Origin of the sequence: Comamonas odontotermitis, from assembly GCF_040396735.1 — a bacterium.
GTDB classification, from domain to species: Bacteria; Pseudomonadota; Gammaproteobacteria; order Burkholderiales; family Burkholderiaceae_C; genus Comamonas; species Comamonas odontotermitis_C.
Genome location: NZ_JBEBNZ010000002.1, coordinates 69,631 through 85,459, shown reverse-complemented (window position 1 = coordinate 85,459; position 15,829 = coordinate 69,631). Strand labels below are relative to the sequence as shown.

At 62.3% G+C, this 15,829-nt stretch carries 13 protein-coding genes; 4 read left to right on the top strand and 9 right to left on the bottom strand.

Annotated elements, in window-relative coordinates; translation table 11 throughout:
* Positions 1-8: 8 nt before the first annotated feature.
* Positions 9-686 (bottom strand): ribosome biogenesis factor YjgA, encoded by a 678-nt coding sequence (gene yjgA, locus ACH2DG_RS02825; RefSeq protein ID WP_395024201.1) that lies wholly within the window; start codon positions 684-686, stop codon positions 9-11.
* Between the two features lie 144 nt (positions 687-830).
* Here yjgA and pmbA point away from each other — a divergent pair, with 144 nt between their 5' ends.
* A complete protein-coding gene (gene pmbA / locus ACH2DG_RS02820) occupies positions 831-2,231 on the top strand; it encodes a metalloprotease PmbA (RefSeq protein ID WP_395024200.1) in 1,401 nt (466 codons plus the stop codon).
* A complete protein-coding gene (locus ACH2DG_RS02815) occupies positions 2,231-2,938 on the top strand; it encodes a riboflavin synthase subunit alpha (protein ID WP_395024199.1) in 708 nt (235 codons plus the stop codon). The genes pmbA and ACH2DG_RS02815 overlap by 1 nt, the downstream gene beginning before the upstream one ends.
* Positions 2,939-3,015: 77 nt before the next feature.
* Here ACH2DG_RS02815 and ACH2DG_RS02810 read toward each other — a convergent pair whose 3' ends face one another.
* The 3 genes from ACH2DG_RS02810 to ACH2DG_RS02800 all read right to left on the bottom strand — a co-directional run bounded on the left by ACH2DG_RS02810 (position 3,016) and on the right by ACH2DG_RS02800 (position 6,767).
* Positions 3,016-4,296, bottom strand: coding sequence for an MFS transporter (locus tag ACH2DG_RS02810; RefSeq protein WP_395024198.1), 1,281 nt, complete (start codon positions 4,294-4,296; stop codon positions 3,016-3,018).
* A gap of 136 nt (positions 4,297-4,432) precedes the next feature.
* Positions 4,433-5,719: a PQQ-dependent sugar dehydrogenase gene (locus ACH2DG_RS02805; RefSeq protein WP_395024197.1), complete on the bottom strand. Its 1,287-nt coding sequence runs from the start codon at positions 5,717-5,719 to the stop codon at positions 4,433-4,435.
* Complete coding sequence (locus ACH2DG_RS02800) at positions 5,685-6,767, bottom strand: tartrate dehydrogenase (protein ID WP_184705786.1); 1,083 nt, start codon at positions 6,765-6,767, stop codon at positions 5,685-5,687. The genes ACH2DG_RS02805 and ACH2DG_RS02800 overlap by 35 nt, the downstream gene beginning before the upstream one ends.
* 181 nt (positions 6,768-6,948) lie before the next feature.
* Here ACH2DG_RS02800 and ACH2DG_RS02795 point away from each other — a divergent pair, with 181 nt between their 5' ends.
* Positions 6,949-7,860 (top strand): DMT family transporter, encoded by a 912-nt coding sequence (locus tag ACH2DG_RS02795; RefSeq protein WP_395024196.1) that lies wholly within the window; start codon positions 6,949-6,951, stop codon positions 7,858-7,860.
* 24 nt (positions 7,861-7,884) lie between these two features.
* On the opposite strand, the gene ACH2DG_RS02790 is transcribed toward ACH2DG_RS02795, so the two are convergent.
* The 4 genes from ACH2DG_RS02790 to ACH2DG_RS02775 form a co-directional block, all read right to left on the bottom strand.
* Positions 7,885-8,622 (bottom strand): SIMPL domain-containing protein, encoded by a 738-nt coding sequence (locus tag ACH2DG_RS02790; protein ID WP_395024195.1) that lies wholly within the window; start codon positions 8,620-8,622, stop codon positions 7,885-7,887.
* Between the two features lie 210 nt (positions 8,623-8,832).
* Entirely contained in the window at positions 8,833-9,825 is a 993-nt protein-coding gene (locus tag ACH2DG_RS02785) for a Bug family tripartite tricarboxylate transporter substrate binding protein (RefSeq protein ID WP_395024194.1), read from the bottom strand.
* A 77-nt stretch (positions 9,826-9,902) separates the two neighbouring features.
* Positions 9,903-11,120 (bottom strand): CaiB/BaiF CoA transferase family protein, encoded by a 1,218-nt coding sequence (locus tag ACH2DG_RS02780; protein ID WP_395024193.1) that lies wholly within the window; start codon positions 11,118-11,120, stop codon positions 9,903-9,905.
* A 68-nt stretch (positions 11,121-11,188) separates the two neighbouring features.
* A complete protein-coding gene (locus ACH2DG_RS02775) occupies positions 11,189-12,145 on the bottom strand; it encodes a hydroxymethylglutaryl-CoA lyase (protein WP_395024192.1) in 957 nt (318 codons plus the stop codon).
* A gap of 178 nt (positions 12,146-12,323) precedes the next feature.
* On the opposite strand from ACH2DG_RS02775, the gene ACH2DG_RS02770 reads away from it, so the two are divergent.
* On the top strand, positions 12,324-13,238 hold the full coding sequence (locus tag ACH2DG_RS02770) for a LysR family transcriptional regulator (RefSeq protein ID WP_395024191.1): 915 nt from the start codon (positions 12,324-12,326) through the stop codon (positions 13,236-13,238).
* 98 nt (positions 13,239-13,336) lie between these two features.
* Here the strand turns inward: ACH2DG_RS02770 and ACH2DG_RS02765 are convergent, their stop codons facing one another.
* Positions 13,337-15,700, bottom strand: a complete 2,364-nt coding sequence (locus tag ACH2DG_RS02765; RefSeq protein WP_395024190.1) for a PKD domain-containing protein — start codon at positions 15,698-15,700, stop codon at positions 13,337-13,339.
* Between the last annotated feature and the right edge of the window lie 129 nt (positions 15,701-15,829).

Genomic DNA, 15,829 nt, shown 5'->3' with positions numbered 1-15,829 from the left:
GTTTTCTCTCAATCCTCGTCGCTGGCATCGTCATCTGCCGCGGATGCCTGCACACGTGCTGCGTGGGCGGCCATCACATGGTCGCGTACCAGCTGGAACAGCTCGCGGTATGCGCGGCCTTTGCGGGCGGCCTGCCCGGTGGATTCCTGCACATTGGCTTCATGGGCGCCGGGCATGTCCTTGCGCGCCTGGCGCACCAGCGAACGCAGCTGCTGGATATCGGTCTGCGGCGCCTCGTTGATCCATTGCGCCACGGCATCGTCGTCTGCAATCATGCGGTCGCGCCACTGTTCCGAGGCATGCAGCAGGGCTTTTTCAATGCCGGAGCCTTCTTTCTGCTCTGTAAGTGCGGCATTGATGGCGGCCACCTCGCCTTCGTCGAGCCTGCGCATCAGCTTGCCAACGAACTGCATCTGGCGGCGCTTGCCTTCGAAGTTGGTGATGCGCTTGGCTTCGGCCAGCGCGTTCACCAGAATCTCGGGCAGTTGCAGGCGGTTGAAGAGATCGCTGCGCAGCGTGAGCAGTTCCTTGCCGAGGTCCTGCAGGGCGTCCATTTCCTTTTTCAGATCGGACTTGCTCGATTCGGTCGTGCCTTTGAGTTCGGCCTTCAGCTCGATATCGAGTTCGCTGCCTTCGGCCACGAACTTGCCGCGAACGAAATAGCCTTTTTTGGGTTTGCGTGACATGGTTATGCTTTTGTTCAAAAGGCCACAGCCCGGCAGGGAGGAGCTGAACGGGCCATTGCCTCTGCTGCGCACGCTGGTTGCGCAGGTCGTTCAGCCCATCTCAGTGCCAGGGCGATGGCGGTTATCAGTATCATAGCGGGCAGTATGAAAAAAACCGTATCCAGCTCCAACAGCCAGGGCGATGCCCAGGCCGCAACCGGCTTCAGTTACAGCCGCGCATTTTTCAAAGACCTTGTCGAGCAGGCACTGTCGCATGCCAAAACACTGGGTGCCACCGACGCCGGAGCAGATGCCTCCGAAGGCGCAGGCCTGTCGGTCAGCGTGCGCAAGGGCGAACTGGAGACGGTGGAGCGCAACCGCGACAAGTCGCTGGGTGTGACGGTGTATATCGGCAAACGCCGAGGCAATGCCAGCACCTCGGATTTTTCGACCGAAGCGGTAAAGCGCACGGTGCAAGCAGCCTATGACATCGCCCGTTTCACGGCCGAAGACCCGGTTGCCGGCCTGCCCGATGCAGCCGATATTGTGCCAGCAGCCGAGCAACGCGAACTTGACCTGTTCCATCCGTGGGCTATTGACAGCGAGGCAGCCGCACAATTGGCGCTGCAGTGCGAAGCGGCCGCCTTTGCCACCGACAAGCGCATCACCAATAGCGAGGGCGCTGGCGTATCGGCCCAGCAAAGCCATTTCTACAGTGCGCATACCAACGGCTTTGCCGGCGGCTACGCCAGCTCACGCCACAGTATCTCGGTGGCCCCCATAGCGGGCAAGGGTGCCGACATGCAGCGCGATGCCTGGTACAGCAGCATGCGCCGCGCGCAAGACCTGGCCGACCCGACTATCGTCGGGCGCTACGCCGCAGAGCGCGCCTTGTCGCGCTTGAATGCACGCAAGATTCCGACCACCGAATGCCCGGTGCTGTTCGATGCGCCGCTGGCCGCGGGCCTCGTGGGTTCGCTGGTGCAGGCCATCAGCGGCGGCGCGCTGTACCGCCGCAGCTCCTTCCTGCTGGGTTCCTTGGGTAAAAAGGTGTTCCCCAAGCACATCCAGCTGGTGGAAGATCCCTTCCTGATTGGCGGAAAGGGCAGTGCGCCGTTCGACGACGAAGGCGTGCGTGTCAGCAAGCGCCATGTGGTGGAAGACGGCAAGGTCAATGGGTATTTTCTGTCCACCTACTCGGCCCGCAAGCTGAGCATGAAGACCACGGGCAATGCGGGCGGAGCGCACAACCTGCACTTCTATTCCTCCAAGACGCGGCCAACTGACGATCTTGCCGCCATGCTGCAAAAGCTGGGTACGGGTCTTTTCGTGATCGAGCTGATGGGCCAGGGCGTGAACCCGGTGACGGGCGATTACTCGCGTGGCGCCAGCGGTTTCTGGGTCGAGAATGGGCAGATTGCCTTTCCCGTGCAGGAAATCACGATTGCTGGCAACTTGAAGGACATGTTCAAGGACACTCTGGCTGTGGGTGCCGATGAGTACTGCGCGGGCTCCAAGACCCTGGGCAGCATTCTTGTTGGCAAGATGAAGGTGGCGGGTTCCTGATGTTCACTGGGATCATTCAGGCGGTCGCCACCATCAGCGCCATTGACGACCAGCCCGGCCTGCGCACGTTCACGGTTGCCTTTCCTCCAGGCTTTTGCCAGGATCTGGCCATTGGCGCGAGCGTATCGCACGATGGCGTATGCCTGACAGTGACCGAACTGGTGGACGCGCAGCATGCACGGTTTGATGTGATGCTGCAAAGCCTGAACATCACCACCCTGGGCCAGTTGCAGGTGGGCTCGCCCGTCAATGTGGAGCGCGCAGCCAAGGACGGGGCCGAGATTGGCGGCCACCCGCTGTCCGGCCATGTGGATTTCACCGGAACCCTGGCTGCGATTCGCGAATTCGACAACAACTATGTGATGCGCGTGGCCGTGCCCGAAGCCTTTCGACGCTACGTGTTTGCCAAGGGCTATATCGCCATCAACGGCGCCAGCCTGACAGTTGCCGAGGTGAACCGCCAGGAAGGCTGGTTCGAGGTCTGGCTCATCCCCGAAACCCGCCGCATGACGGTGTTTGAAGCCAAGCGTGTGGGCGATGGCCTCAACATCGAGATCGAGCGCGGCACGCAAGTGGTGGTGGATACCGTGCGCGAAGCCGTGGATGAAAGCCTGGGCCAGCTCAAGCCCTTGCTGGAGAGTCTGCTGCGCGAGAGGGGCCTGTCGCTGGACGATCTGGTCAAGCCGCCGCAGTTGCCACGGAAATAGGGGCCAGGCAGGGAGTCTTCCCAATCTGGCCTGCCCTAGCCTTGGCCCGTCAAAATACCCGCTGATGCGGGTATTTTTCATGGTTTGAGCTTGGTGGGCAGCAGCAGCGAGACGCACGCCGCAACCAGCAGCAGCATGGCAGCGGCGCCAAAGGCAATCCAGTGCGTGCCAAACTGCTCGAAGGCCCAGCCACCGAGCCAGCTGCTGATCATGGCGCCGATCTGGTGGCCCAGGTAGGCCCATCCGTATAGCAGGCCTACCAGCTTGATGCCGTACAGATCGCCCAGAATGGCAGAAGACGCAGCAATCGAGCCAGCCCAGACAATGCCGCCAATGGCAGCCACTGCATACAGCTGCCAGTGGTGAACGACCGCCACCAGGCCCACAAAGCCCAGGCCGCGTACCAGGTAGATGACAGCAAGGATGTAGCGGCGCGGCACCATGTCGGAGAGCTTGCCCAGCGCCAGGGTGCTGAAAATCGCCACAAAACCGATGAGGCCGATGCCGCCCGCGCTGCTGCCCGCGTCAAAGCCATGGTCCATCAGCATGGGCATGCCGTGGGTGCCCAGCAGGTTCATGCTGAAGCCGCAGGCAAACAGGCCCAGGAATATCTGCCAGAACGGTGCGGTTGCGATGGCCTGGGTAAAGGTGATTGCTTCTGATTTCTTAGCTGCTGGCGTTTGATGCGCTGGCGTTGTCTGCCGTTTTTTGTCAATTTGCGCAGCAGTCAGATCGGTATTTTCGGGGGCATCGTCGCGCACGATCCACAGTGCCATGGCGCCGATGATGAGCGCAAACACCACCGCAAATCCCAGCAGGGTGCGCTGCCAACCCCAAAGGCCGATGGTGGTGGTGAAGACGGGTGTCATCACCGCGATGCCCGCCATCGAACCTGTCGACAGAAAGAACAAAGCCATGCCACGCTGGCGCGTGAACCATCGGCTGATCATGGGTGTGACTGCCACCGGGCTGGTAAAGGCCAGCCCGAGTGACAGCGCGACGCCATAGGCCCAGAAAAAGCTCCATGGCGTGCGGGCGTTCACCGTCCAGAGGCAGGCGAGCACGACAATGGCGGTGCCTGTGAGCAAAACGGTGCGCGTGCCCTTGCGCGCCACCAGCCAGCCTGCCGCTGGCATGCCCAGGCCATAGCAGAGCATGCCGACTGCCACGATGGACGAGAGCAGGCTGCGGCTGAAGCCCAGATCCTCCGACATGGGCAGCATGAACGGGCCAATGCCCATGCGCATGCCAACCGTGAGCAGCGTGAGGATGGTGGAAGCCGCGACGATCACCCAGCCGAAGTAAAGGCCGGGCGGCGGGGTAGGGCCCGGGGGCACGGAAGAGGGGAGCGCAGTCATGTCGCGGTGGCTGCAGGGCGCCCTAAGGCGGGCCTGCGCAGCAGGGATGGATAACTGCAGATGATAGGCCGGGGCTCAGGATCAGCAAGCACGTGGAGCGGCTGGATGTCGCCCACGCGGCATGGTTGGCTGCGGTTCAGCGCTTGCGAATGGCTCGGGTCGTGGTGTCGGGCAACAGCATCAGCAGCGTGCGGTTGTAGTCTTCCACCACCATCAATTGCCCCAGGTGGTTCAGCGCGAGGCCGGTGGGGCGGCCCAGCGGGCGCATGTTTCCGTCTGCCGTCCATCCGGTCAGCCATTCCACCGGTTTTCCGCCTGGCTTGCCGTCCTTCTGGCGCGCAAAGCCCACCACCCGATGGCCCTGCGGGCCATGCCAGGCCACCAGCAACTGACCTTGGAAGGGGCTGGCAACGGATGTGGTCAGCAAATGCAGCGGCGCCGTGTGCGCAGGCCACAGCATGCGGGGTGCTCTGGTGGACGCGCACTGGACGCGCTTGTCGTAGCCGCGCGCCACGCGTTGCTGGCCCACGCAATAGGGCCAACCGTAGTCTGCGCCCGCGACCAGCTCGTTCAGCTCTTCCGGCGGTTCATTTTTGTCGCGGTAGTCGATATTGTTTTCGCCTTGCCACAGACTGCCTGCGGCCGGGCCATCGGGCAGCGTGGCAAGCGCCACCGAATTGCGCAGGCCGAGTGCAAAGGGTGCAAATTGCTGCACAGGCGGCTGCCCAGGTACTGGCGGGTTGTGAAGCACCGCACGCCAGACGGCACCACGGAACTGCATGGCCTCGCGCTCGGGGCACGGATAGGCAAGCTCGCCCTGCGCGTCCTGGCAGCGGTCGGTGACCGAGCCCATGTTGACATAGAGGCTGCCATCCAACCCGAACGTGATTTCCTTGAGCGGGTGGGCACCGTCGTTGGGCAGTGCGTCCAGCACCGTCTGCGGCTGTACCGGCTGGCCTGCTGCTGGCACCGGCGTGCGCCAGATGCGGCCCGCCTCGCCAATGTAGACCTGCGCATCCGGGCCACGCACCAGTGCCAGGGGGCGGTCCAGCTTGTCTGCCAGCACCTTGATCTGTGGGCGCTGCATGGGCGTGGCAGTCGGTTGCGCGGGCAGTGTCACTTCCAGCAGCCGTCCCTGGTGGGGCACCCAGCTGCCCATGTCGATGATCCACAGGCGGCCCGGGCTGATCTCCAGCACCCGGCGCGGCGCGCGCAGGCCATCGCGTTCATCGGCCACCAGGGCTACGCAGGTTCCTGCCGGGCTGCCGATGCTCACGCGCTCGTAGCCGCCACAACTGCCCTGCGGCGTGTAGCCTCGCGCCTGTACCTGGGGCGCGCATGCCAGCAAGGCGGCCAACGCAGTGGCTGTGCGCAGCCTTGCCAGGCGCTCAGGCGAGCAATTGCGCAATGGCCTGGCCCACATCGTCTGTCTTGGCCTGTCCACCCAGATCGGGCGTGCGCGGGCCGCTCAGAATGGTCTGGCTGATCGCGTCCACAATGGCATCGTGTGCCTGCCGCCATGCGCCCTGGCCGTTGCCCAGGAAATCCAGCATCAGCGCCACGGACCAGACCATGGCAATAGGGTTGGCGATCTTCTGGCCATAGATATCGGGTGCGGAGCCATGCACAGGCTCAAACAGCGAGGGGAAGTTGCGCTCGGGGTTCAGGTTGGCCGATGGTGCCAGGCCAATCGTGCCGGTGGTGGCCGGGCCCAGGTCGGAGAGGATGTCGCCGAACAGGTTGGTGGCTGCCACCACGTCAAAACGGCCGGGCTGCAGCACAAAGCGGGCGGTGAGGATATCGATGTGCTGCTTGTCCAGCACCACATCGGGGTAGTTTTTGGCCATGGCTTCTGCGCACTTGTCCCACCAGGGCATGCTGATGGCAATGCCATTGGACTTGGTGGCGAGGGTCACATGCTTCTTGCTGCGGCTCTGGGCCAGGTCAAACGCGAACTTGAGCAGGCGGTCTGCGCCCTTGCGGGTGAAAACGGCCTCCTGCAGCACCATTTCGCGGTCCGTGCCTTCGAACATGATGCCGCCCAGCGCGGTGTACTCGCCTTCGGTGTTCTCGCGCACCACGTAGTAGTCGATGTCGCCCGGCTTGCGGCCAGCCAGCGGGCAGGGCACGCCATCAAACAGGCGTACCGGGCGCAGGTTGATGTACTGGTCGAACTCGCGGCGGAACTTGAGCAGCGAACCCCACAGCGAGACGTGGTCGGGCACGGTGGCGGGCCAGCCTACGGCGCCGAACAGGATGGCATCGAAGCCTTGCAACTGGGCTTTCCAGTCGTCGGGCATCATCTGGCCGTGCTGGGCAAAGTAATCGCAGTGCGCCCAGTCGAAGTGCTGCATCTCCAGCGGCAGGTCGAAGCGCTTGGCAGCAGCTTCCAGCACGCGGATTCCTTCGGGCATCACTTCCTTGCCGATGCCGTCGCCAGCCAGTACGGCGATGCGTTGTTTCTTGCTCATGGATCGTCCTCTAGGTGTCTAGGTGGCACTGCCAGCCTGCGGCGGCAGACCTACAATGGCGCGTCCTTGCCATTTTGCAAGGAGGATGCCAGCTTTGCCACGCATCCTAGCGCCATTGGCATGGGCTGTGCAGCATTTGCGGGACAGCATGTGCCCTTGCTGCGGTTTTCGCTGATCTGCCGTGTCTCACCTCCCTTTTCCTCCTGAATTCCTGGCCGTGCTGGCTGCCGCCTGCTGGGCGATGGCTGCGCTTTTTTCTGCCCCGGTCTCGCGCAAGATGGGGGCATTCGCCTTTACGCGCTGGCGCATGGTATTTGCCAGTGTCATGCTGGGCGGCTGGGCTACCGTTGCGGGTAGCTGGGGCACGCTCAATCCCACGCTGGTTGCGGTGCTGGTGCTTTCGGGTTTCATCGGCATCTTTATTGGCGATACGGTGCTTTTCGCCTGCATGAACCGGCTCGGGCCTCGCCGCTCGGGAATCCTGTTTGCCACGCACTCGATGATGTCTGCCGTGCTGGCTACGCTGTTTCTGGGCGAGCGCATGGGCGGCACTGCCATGGTGGGCTGCGCCCTGCTGGTGGGAGGGGTGATGACGGCGATTGCCTTTGGCTCGCGCGCGGGCAGCGCTACGGAGTGGGAAGCCACGCGTGGCCGCCTGGCGGCGGGTGTAGGCCTGGGCCTGTTGGCTGCACTGGGACAGGCCTTGGGTACCTTGGTCGTCAAGCCGGTGATGGGGCCGCAGGTTGATCCTGTGGCTGCATCGGCCATCCGCATGGCGGCAGGCTTTGGCTTTCATGCATTGCTGCTGGTGGCGCGCTGGCAGCCTGCCCGTTTGCAGGCGCCCATGGCGCAGCGTGACTGGGCTCTGGTAGCGGGCAGCGCCTTCTTGTCGATGGCGCTTGGCATGACGCTGATTTTGGCAGCGCTCAAATACGGTAGCGCGGGCCTGGTGGGCATGCTGTCGTCGATTTCACCGATTCTGCTGCTGCCGCTGCTGTGGTGGAAGACCCGCGTGGCGCCCACCTGGGGTGCATGCCTTGGCGCTGTTTTGACGGTGGCAGGCGTGGCGCTGATTCTGTCGCGCAGCCTATAACGCTGTACAGGCTGCGCGCAACGCTTACTTGATCAGCTTGACGGAGCCCGACAGCGTGACCGATACCGTGGTGTAGCCAGCTTCCAGGCCTACGGGTTCGCTGGCATCCGCCGACTTGGACATGGCCATGGCGTAGCCGCGGTTGGCACGCATCATGGGCTGGCTGGTGCCGCTCTGGTTCAGGTTGATGTTGCCATATTCATAGCGCGCAAACCCCATGGCGCTTGCTGTGACCTTGGCCTTGGCCTCAAAAGTCTTGACGGCTTCGGCAATCAACTGATCCTGCGCTTTTTTGCGGGCAGCGTCCGACAGGCGAAAGCCGGAGCCCGCCAGCCGCGCCTTGTCCATCAAGGCAGCCATGGTCTGGCCGACCTGGGCGGTGTCGGTCGATTCGATCTGCACATTGAAGTTGGTGCGCCAGCTGGAGATCTTGCCGTCCTTGTTGTAGACGGGCGTGGTGAACAGGTTCTCGGTGGTGACCTGCAGCGAAGGCGATTTCTTCACCGTGGCGAGCACATCAGCCAGCGCGGTTTTGCCCAGCTGTTGTGCCTGCGCCTGGTCTTTTGACTCCTTCTCCACACTGAACTGCGCCCAGGCCGTGTCTTCGGCCACGCGGGTCGATGCCTCGGCATCCAGGGTCAGCGTGGGGCCGGTATCGGCTGCATTGGAGTTGTTGGTGTGGTTCTGAGCCATGGCGGTGGTGGTGACGAAAGGGGCGGCGGCGATCAGTGCGGCGGTAGCCAGCAAGCGCATTTTTTTCATGAAAACTCCTCGTAGAAAGGCAGGGCCCGTCATCGGCCTGGTGAGCGATGCCTTGGTGGTCCTTGCGATGGTAGTTGCAGCCGGGCCCACAGCTTTGCAGGTGAATCCCGCATTTTGCCGTGGCGTACATGGTCTGCACTGCGATGGAGTGTGACAGCGTAGGGCTTCAATAGTTCCGCGCCTGTAGGAGAGCTGCCGCAATGCCTTTGGTTAATCTAATTTCACGTTGGCTGCTTTCACCACGGCTTCCATGCGTGATTTTTCTTCACGGATGAAGGCCGTCGTCTGTGCAGGCGGCATCAGCTGGATATCGTATCCCTGCGCCACCAGCGCCTGCGTGGCCTCGGGGGCCGCAACGCCTTGCACAAAGCCTTGGTACAACCGTTGCCGTTCCGCGTCGGCCAGCCCGGCCGGTGCAATGGCGGCAATCCAGCCATCCAGCACATAGTCTGGCAGTCCCTGTTCAGCGATTGTGGGCACGTCGGGCAGTGCGTCCGACCGTTTGGCGCTGGTGACGCCCAGGGCACGCAGCGCGCCGGCTTTGACATGTGGCGCAGCGGGTGCAACGGCCACCACACCCAGTTGTACCTGGCCGCTGAGCAGGTCGTTCATCAGCTGGCCCATGCCGCGGTAGGGGATGTGCGGAATCTGCAGCCCGGCCTGCTGCACAAACATGGCTGCACCCAGATGCAGGATAGTGCCGTTGCCTGAAGATCCATAGTTGAGCGTGCCCGGGTTGGCCTTGGCATAGGCGATCAGCTCCTGCACATTGCGCACGGGCAGCTTGGGGCTGGCAACCAGCACGAAAGGCGTGCTGCCAATGATGGTGATGGGCGTGATGTCGCTGATCGAATCGAACGGAATGTTCTTGTACAGGCTGGGGTTGACGACGTGGTTGTTGCTGATGATGCCGATCGTAGAGCCATCCTTGGGCGCGCGCACCAGCTGCGCGGTGCCGGTGATGCCGCCCGCGCCGGGCAGGTTCTCGATCACCAGGGCCTGGCCCAGCACCTTGCCGATGCTGGGGCCGATGGCGCGGATGGCTCCGTCTGCCCCCGAGCCGGCCGACAGCGGCAGGATGACGCGCAGCGGCTTGCCGTGGGAGGCTGCTGCCTGGGCCCATGGTGGCACTGTGGCGGCAGCGGCACAGGCGATGGTGGAAGCCAGCCATTGGCGGCGGGTGATGGATGGGGATGCGTTCATGCCTTGTCTCCTGAATGCGGGTCTGCGCCCGTTTGGTAAGCGGTGATTGCTATCAAATCAAAAGTTTGTCTCTGCAGCTAGCCTGCAATGGCTCCAGAGGTGCGCAGGGTTGCAATCGCTGCGTCGTCATAGCCCAGGCTGTGCAGTAACTCCTGGGTGTGCTCACCCAGTTGCGGCGGGTTCAGGCGTACGCCCAGGCGCTCGCCTCCCAGGCGGATGGGCAGCAGGGTGGTGGGCGCTTGCTGGCCGGCGCGCTCGCCATCGGTCAGGCGCACATCGGCCAGGCCGCCCGTGGCAAGCAGGTGCGGGTCGCTCAGCAACTGCTCGGGCTTGCTGATGGGGGCATAGGGCAGGCCGCTGGCATCAAACTGTTGGGCGATGTGTGCTGCCGTCATCGGCGCAAAGCGCTGGCGCAGTTCGGGCAGCAAGCGGGGCCGCAGGCGCACCCGGCTGTTGTTGGTGGCGTATTGCGCGTCGGCCAGCAGATCGCTCCAGCCAAAGGCGGTGCACATTGCCGTCCACTGCGCGTCGCTGACGGCGGCCAGAAAGATCTGCTCATCGTTTTGCACCGTGAAAACGTCGTACACCGACCAGGCCGAAATGCGATTGGGCATGGGCTCGGCGGCCTGGCCGGTCACGGCGTACTGCATCATGTGCTGGCCGACGAGAAACACATTGTTTTCGAACAATGCGGAATCGATCTCCTGGCCCTTGCCGGTCTGCGCCCGCTGCATCAGCGCAGCCATGGCGCCGATGGCGCCAAACATGCCGCCCATGATGTCGTTGACGCTGGTGCCCGCGCGCAGCGGGTCGCCGGGGCGGCCTGTCATGTAGGCAAGGCCTCCCATCATCTGCACCACTTCGTCGAGCGCGGTGCGGTGCTCGTACGGCCCGGGCAGAAAGCCGGTGTGGTTCACGTAGATGAGGCGGTCGTTCAGCCTGGAGAGCGTTGCGTAGTCGAGACCATACTTTTTCATCACGCCGGGCTTGAAGTTCTGCGCCACCACATCGGCGGTGCTGGCCAGCCGGATGGCCGCCTCCAACCCCTGTGGCTGGCGCAGATCCAGGGCGATGCTTTTCTTGTTGCGGTTGAACATGGGGAAGAAACCAGCCCCCGCGCCCAGCAGGTGGCGGGTGCGGTCGCCCTCGACCGGCTCGACCTTGATGACCTCTGCCCCCAGGTCGGCCAGCACCATGCCGCAGGTAGGGCCCATGACCATGTGGGTGAATTCGACCACGCGCAGGCCCGCAAGTGGCAGAGAGGCTGGGGTTCCGGACGGAGATAGGTGACTCATGATTTGATAACTGTCAGCGCTTTGTGTATGAGCGACAGATGGATTTCGTTGAAAATATTTGTGAAAACTCAGGCTGTGGCTGCGAGAGGAGATAGCTCGGCGCCGCCGTCAATGACACCGGCCTGCCACAGGCTGCCGTGCAAGGTTTCGCCGGGCAGCCAGTGCTGCAGCTGCTGCCGCAATTGCAGCAATGCAGGCACCTGGATGCCCGTGCTGGCGCCCATGCGTTCGAGCATGTAGGCGAGGTCTTCGGTGGCCACATTGCCACTGGCGCCTGGCGCGTGCGGGCAGCCGCCAATGCCCCCCAGGCAGGCATCAAAGCCGCGCATACCGCTTTGCCAGGCTGCGTAGGCATTGGCGAGGCCCATGCCGCGTGTGTCGTGGAAATGTGCATAGCGCAATCTGTCGCCGACCAGGCGCAAGGCCTTGTCAAACAGGCGGGCGACCGAAACTGGATCGGCGTAGCCTACGGTGTCGGCTAGGCTGACGCGGTCGGCGCCAGCATCGAGCAGGGCCTGCAGCAGGCGCAGCACCTCTGCTTCTGCCACTTCGCCCTGCAAGGTGCACCCGAAGGCCGTGCCGACTCCCCCTTCGATGGTGGTAGGAGCGCCAGATGCATCGCGCGCTGCGCGGATGCGACCGACTTCAGCCACCACTTCATCGGGTGTCTTGCGCAGATTGGCCAGACTGTGGGCATGGCTGGCCGACAGCGGCACGATCATCGCATGGGCTCCGGCTGCCAAGGCCCGTTCCGCCCCCTTGAGATTGGGCACGAGCACAGATGCCACGAGGCCCGGCAATTGCAGCGCATGCTGCAGCACGGCCTCGGTATCGGCCAATTGCGGCAACAGCCGGGCGGGCACCATGGAGCCGACCTCCACTTCGCGCACGCCGGCAGCGTAGGCGGCGTCGACCCAGATGCATTTTTCTGCGGTGCCTACGATGGTGGCGACGCTTTGCAGGCCATCGCGCAGGCCTACCTCGCGGATGGTGGCGGAAACGCCAGAAGGGAGTGCGGTTTGCAAGAGGCTGTCTCCGTGGGGTTGTTCTGGCTTGGATTCTAAAATTTCCAAAGCGTCAGCAATAATCAATTTGAGAAGCTATGTAGTTCCAAAATGGAAGATCTAAAAGCCTGCAGCTATGCGCAGCTCCCCGCCTTCAGGTCTGTATGTGCAGCCTATGATTGCCTGGGGAGGTGCGCCCATGCATGACCTCAGCCTGTTGAACCTGCGCCTGTTCGTGCAGGTGTGCGAGCAGCGCAGCATTGCCAAGGTGGCGCAATCAGAAGCACTGGTGGCTTCGGCCATCAGCAAGCGTCTGGCGCAGCTGGAGCACCAGATGGGAGCTGATCTGTTTCTGCGCGAGAAGCGCGGCCTGCGGCCCACTGCAGCGGGGGAGACCTTGCTGGAGCACGCCCGCACCATGCTCGCGGCCGCCAACCACATGCAGCAGGAGATGGCCGCCTACAGCAAGGGCGTGCAAGGGCAGGTGCGGGTGCTGGTGACAGCCTCGGTGATGGCCGAATCGCTGGCCGAAGATGTTGCCTGTTTCTTGCAGCAGCCTGCGCACGCCAACATCCGCGTTACCTTGGAAGAATGTGTAAGCCCGGACGTGGTGCGTGGTGTACGAGAAGGGAGAGCAGCCATGGGCATCTGCTGGGATGCGGCTGATCTGGCTGGTCTGCAGACGCGCCCCTACCGCAGCGACCGGCTGGCTATTGCCGCCCACAAGACTCACCCGATTGCCCGGCTGGACGAGGTGCACTTTGCCGATGTGCTGGATTACGAACACGTCAGCATGCCGGCCCTGAGCGCGGTACAGATTCTGCTGACCCGCGCTGCGGCACAGGAAGGCAAAAGCCTGCGCCACCGGGTACATGTTTCCAATTTCGACGCTGCCCTGCGCGTGGTGCAGGCCAATCTGGCCATCAGCGTGGTGCCACGCGAAGTGGCGCAATCCTACGTAGCCAATACCGATGTGCGCGTGGTCCCGCTTGCCGACAGCTGGGCGTACCGGCGCTTTGCGATCAGTTGCAGGGATGAGAGCCAACTGCCACTAGCTGCAAGGGCACTGCTGGGGTATCTGAGTGGCTATGGCCCTTCATCGGCTCGCATTTAGCGGTGGCGCTATTGAACTCGTTGATGCCTTTGAGGTGGCGGTGAAAGTAAAAAAGCCTTCTGTGCAGTGCACAGAAGGCTCAGTCATGGCGTCAACGCTCAGTTGCTCTTGAACGTCGCCAGGTATGAGAATTTCTGACCGGTTTCCTTGATGGTGAAGCTGTATTGCAGCTTCACGGTCTCACCATTGGTGAAAGTGCTGCGCAGGGCAAATGCCAGTGGTTGGCCCGCCGTCACGACCTGACCGTCCCTGAGGCCGTCAAAAGTGGGCTTCACTGGAGAGTCTGGCGTCAGGTTCTCCGTCTTCAGGTCGGCAATGGTGTAGTTGCTGCCATTGGCCACCAGCTTGTAGCCGGCCACTTTGTAGGTCGTGCCGCAATTGCCTTCGCAACTGACGGTGGAGGTTGGCGTCGCAGTGTAGGGCCAGGTCACCAGGTTTTCCGTGGTGTCATTGGTGCCCGTGCTGCCAATGCTGTAGAGCAGGACATTGTTGGTGGCCTTCACGTTGACGGTCGTCTGGGCGGCCTGGCTGTTGTCCTTGCCATCATTGACGATCAGCACGATCACATACTGGCCCACCTTGTCTGCCAGGAAGCTGGGCTTGGCACTGGTGCTCGATGACAGGTATGCGGTGCTGCCCTCAGGTGCCGAAACCAGCGCCCATTTGTAGGTGATGGGGTTGCCGTCTGCATCGGAGCTGCTGCTGCCGTCCAGATTGACAATCTTGCCATGGACAGCATTGGTGACATCTGCAATCACGGCAACAGGGGGCTTGTTGGGCTTGGGTGCAGGCTGCTCGGAGCCATCATCGGGGCCGTTTGTGCCATCATCGATCGATGGATCAAGATACAGTGGGCCAGCCTGAACCAGATTGCCCTTGCCATCTGCAATTCGCATGACGGTCAACTCGGGAGAGGTATCGGGCAACGGGCCACCATCTCCCATGATGGCGCGCGCTGCGCCATAGAAGCCGGTTCCGATGCGGATGCGCTGCTGGTCACCGGTTGGCGTCTTTGGTTCGCAGGCAAAGCGGAACTCCAACCAGTAGTTGGAGAAGCAGGTGTAGCCCGCTTCCTTGTCTTCAACCACGCCATCGCCGGTCTTCACCAGATTCAGGATGCGATGCTTGAGTGCGCCTGCATGGGGAACCAGTGCCCAGGTGCCAACCAGGCTGTCGACACTTTCCGCATTGACCCCGAAGTAAAAGCGCTGCATGCGCAGAGAATCTTCCTGCGGGAACTGGATGAGGCCGGTTGCGGTGGTGGCGAATGTCAGGTCGGCCATACCTGCATAGCCGTCCTCGACGCCATTGGCAGCTGGGCCACCCAGATAGCGGCCTTCCCTGTATTGCAGTAGTCGGATGGACGGAGTATCGGGGACGGGTACCACGCTGGGGCTGTGGACCTGCAGTCCGATATGGAAGGTTGCCTTGCCTGTGTTCGTATAGTTGTAGATAGGCATGAACAAGGTGTGCTTGGCATTGGTGGGCTTTTGCACATCCAGGGAAATGCCGCGGCCAGCCTTGCCGGTAACTTCCCTGGTGACAATCCAGGTGCCAGCTTCGGGCAAGGAGTTGCGGCGGAAGAACTGGTCGGTAACCAGCTTGTTATCCTTGATGCTGTAGGCCACCTTCTCTACCCGTGCGCCCAGCACACGACGCTTGGCGCCGCCAGTGCCCACGGTGATGGTGCCGTGCAGCTCGTCCAGGCTGCGCTCCATGGTCAGCGTTGTAGGCTGGCGAGCGGTGGCGGTGCCGCTATTGTTGATTTCTTCGCCTTCGCAGGCAAACAGATGGTCGGCACCCGTGTAATTGCACTCCATGAACCCATACTGCTTGGGCGTGGCGGTGTCAAAGCGGCGAACCGTGAATTTATTGCTTTTGCCATAAGGCCAGCCTGGATCCATGTCCGGATTGAGGGCCAGCTGCGATCCGAGGCCGATGTCGGCAAAATAGGTCTTGACCGGCTTGTCGTTCTCATCGAACTCCACCATGGCCCAACGCTCAGAAAATGCGACATCAGACCATTGGTCTTCCGGCATGCTCTCATAGTTGAAGCGCTGCATCCGCTTGATTTTTTCGCCAGGCAACTTGATGGTCGCCGTGGTGCGGCTCGTGAACTCGATTTCGACATTCCCTGCGTTGGCTGCTTCGGTGCCATTTTTGGGAGCGCCGCCAAACGAAGGGCCGTCCTTGTATTGGATCAGTGGAGCAACCACTTTGTTGTCAACCACGGGGCCGGTAGCCATGTGGAAGGTGGCCGAGCCGTCCTGATTGTAGTTGTACAGCTGCATCAGGAAGACGCCGTCCTGTACGTCGATACCCATGCCGCGGCCAGGTTTGCCCGTCAGTTCATTGGTGATGATCCAGTTGCCGTTCTGTGGCGTGATCGTGTTTGCGGCCCAGCCTGCAGAAAACGCGCAGGAGATCAGTGCAGCGGTAATGCTCTTTGTAAACAGTCGCATGGGTCTCTTCAATTAAATGACGGGCAAAAAATTGGCAACGCATTGCCTGCGTAACCAACCGGGTATTGTACGGCAGCTTGTATTGGTGCTGAAAAGCAGGTATTGGGCGCTAAAGTGCGACAAATTGAA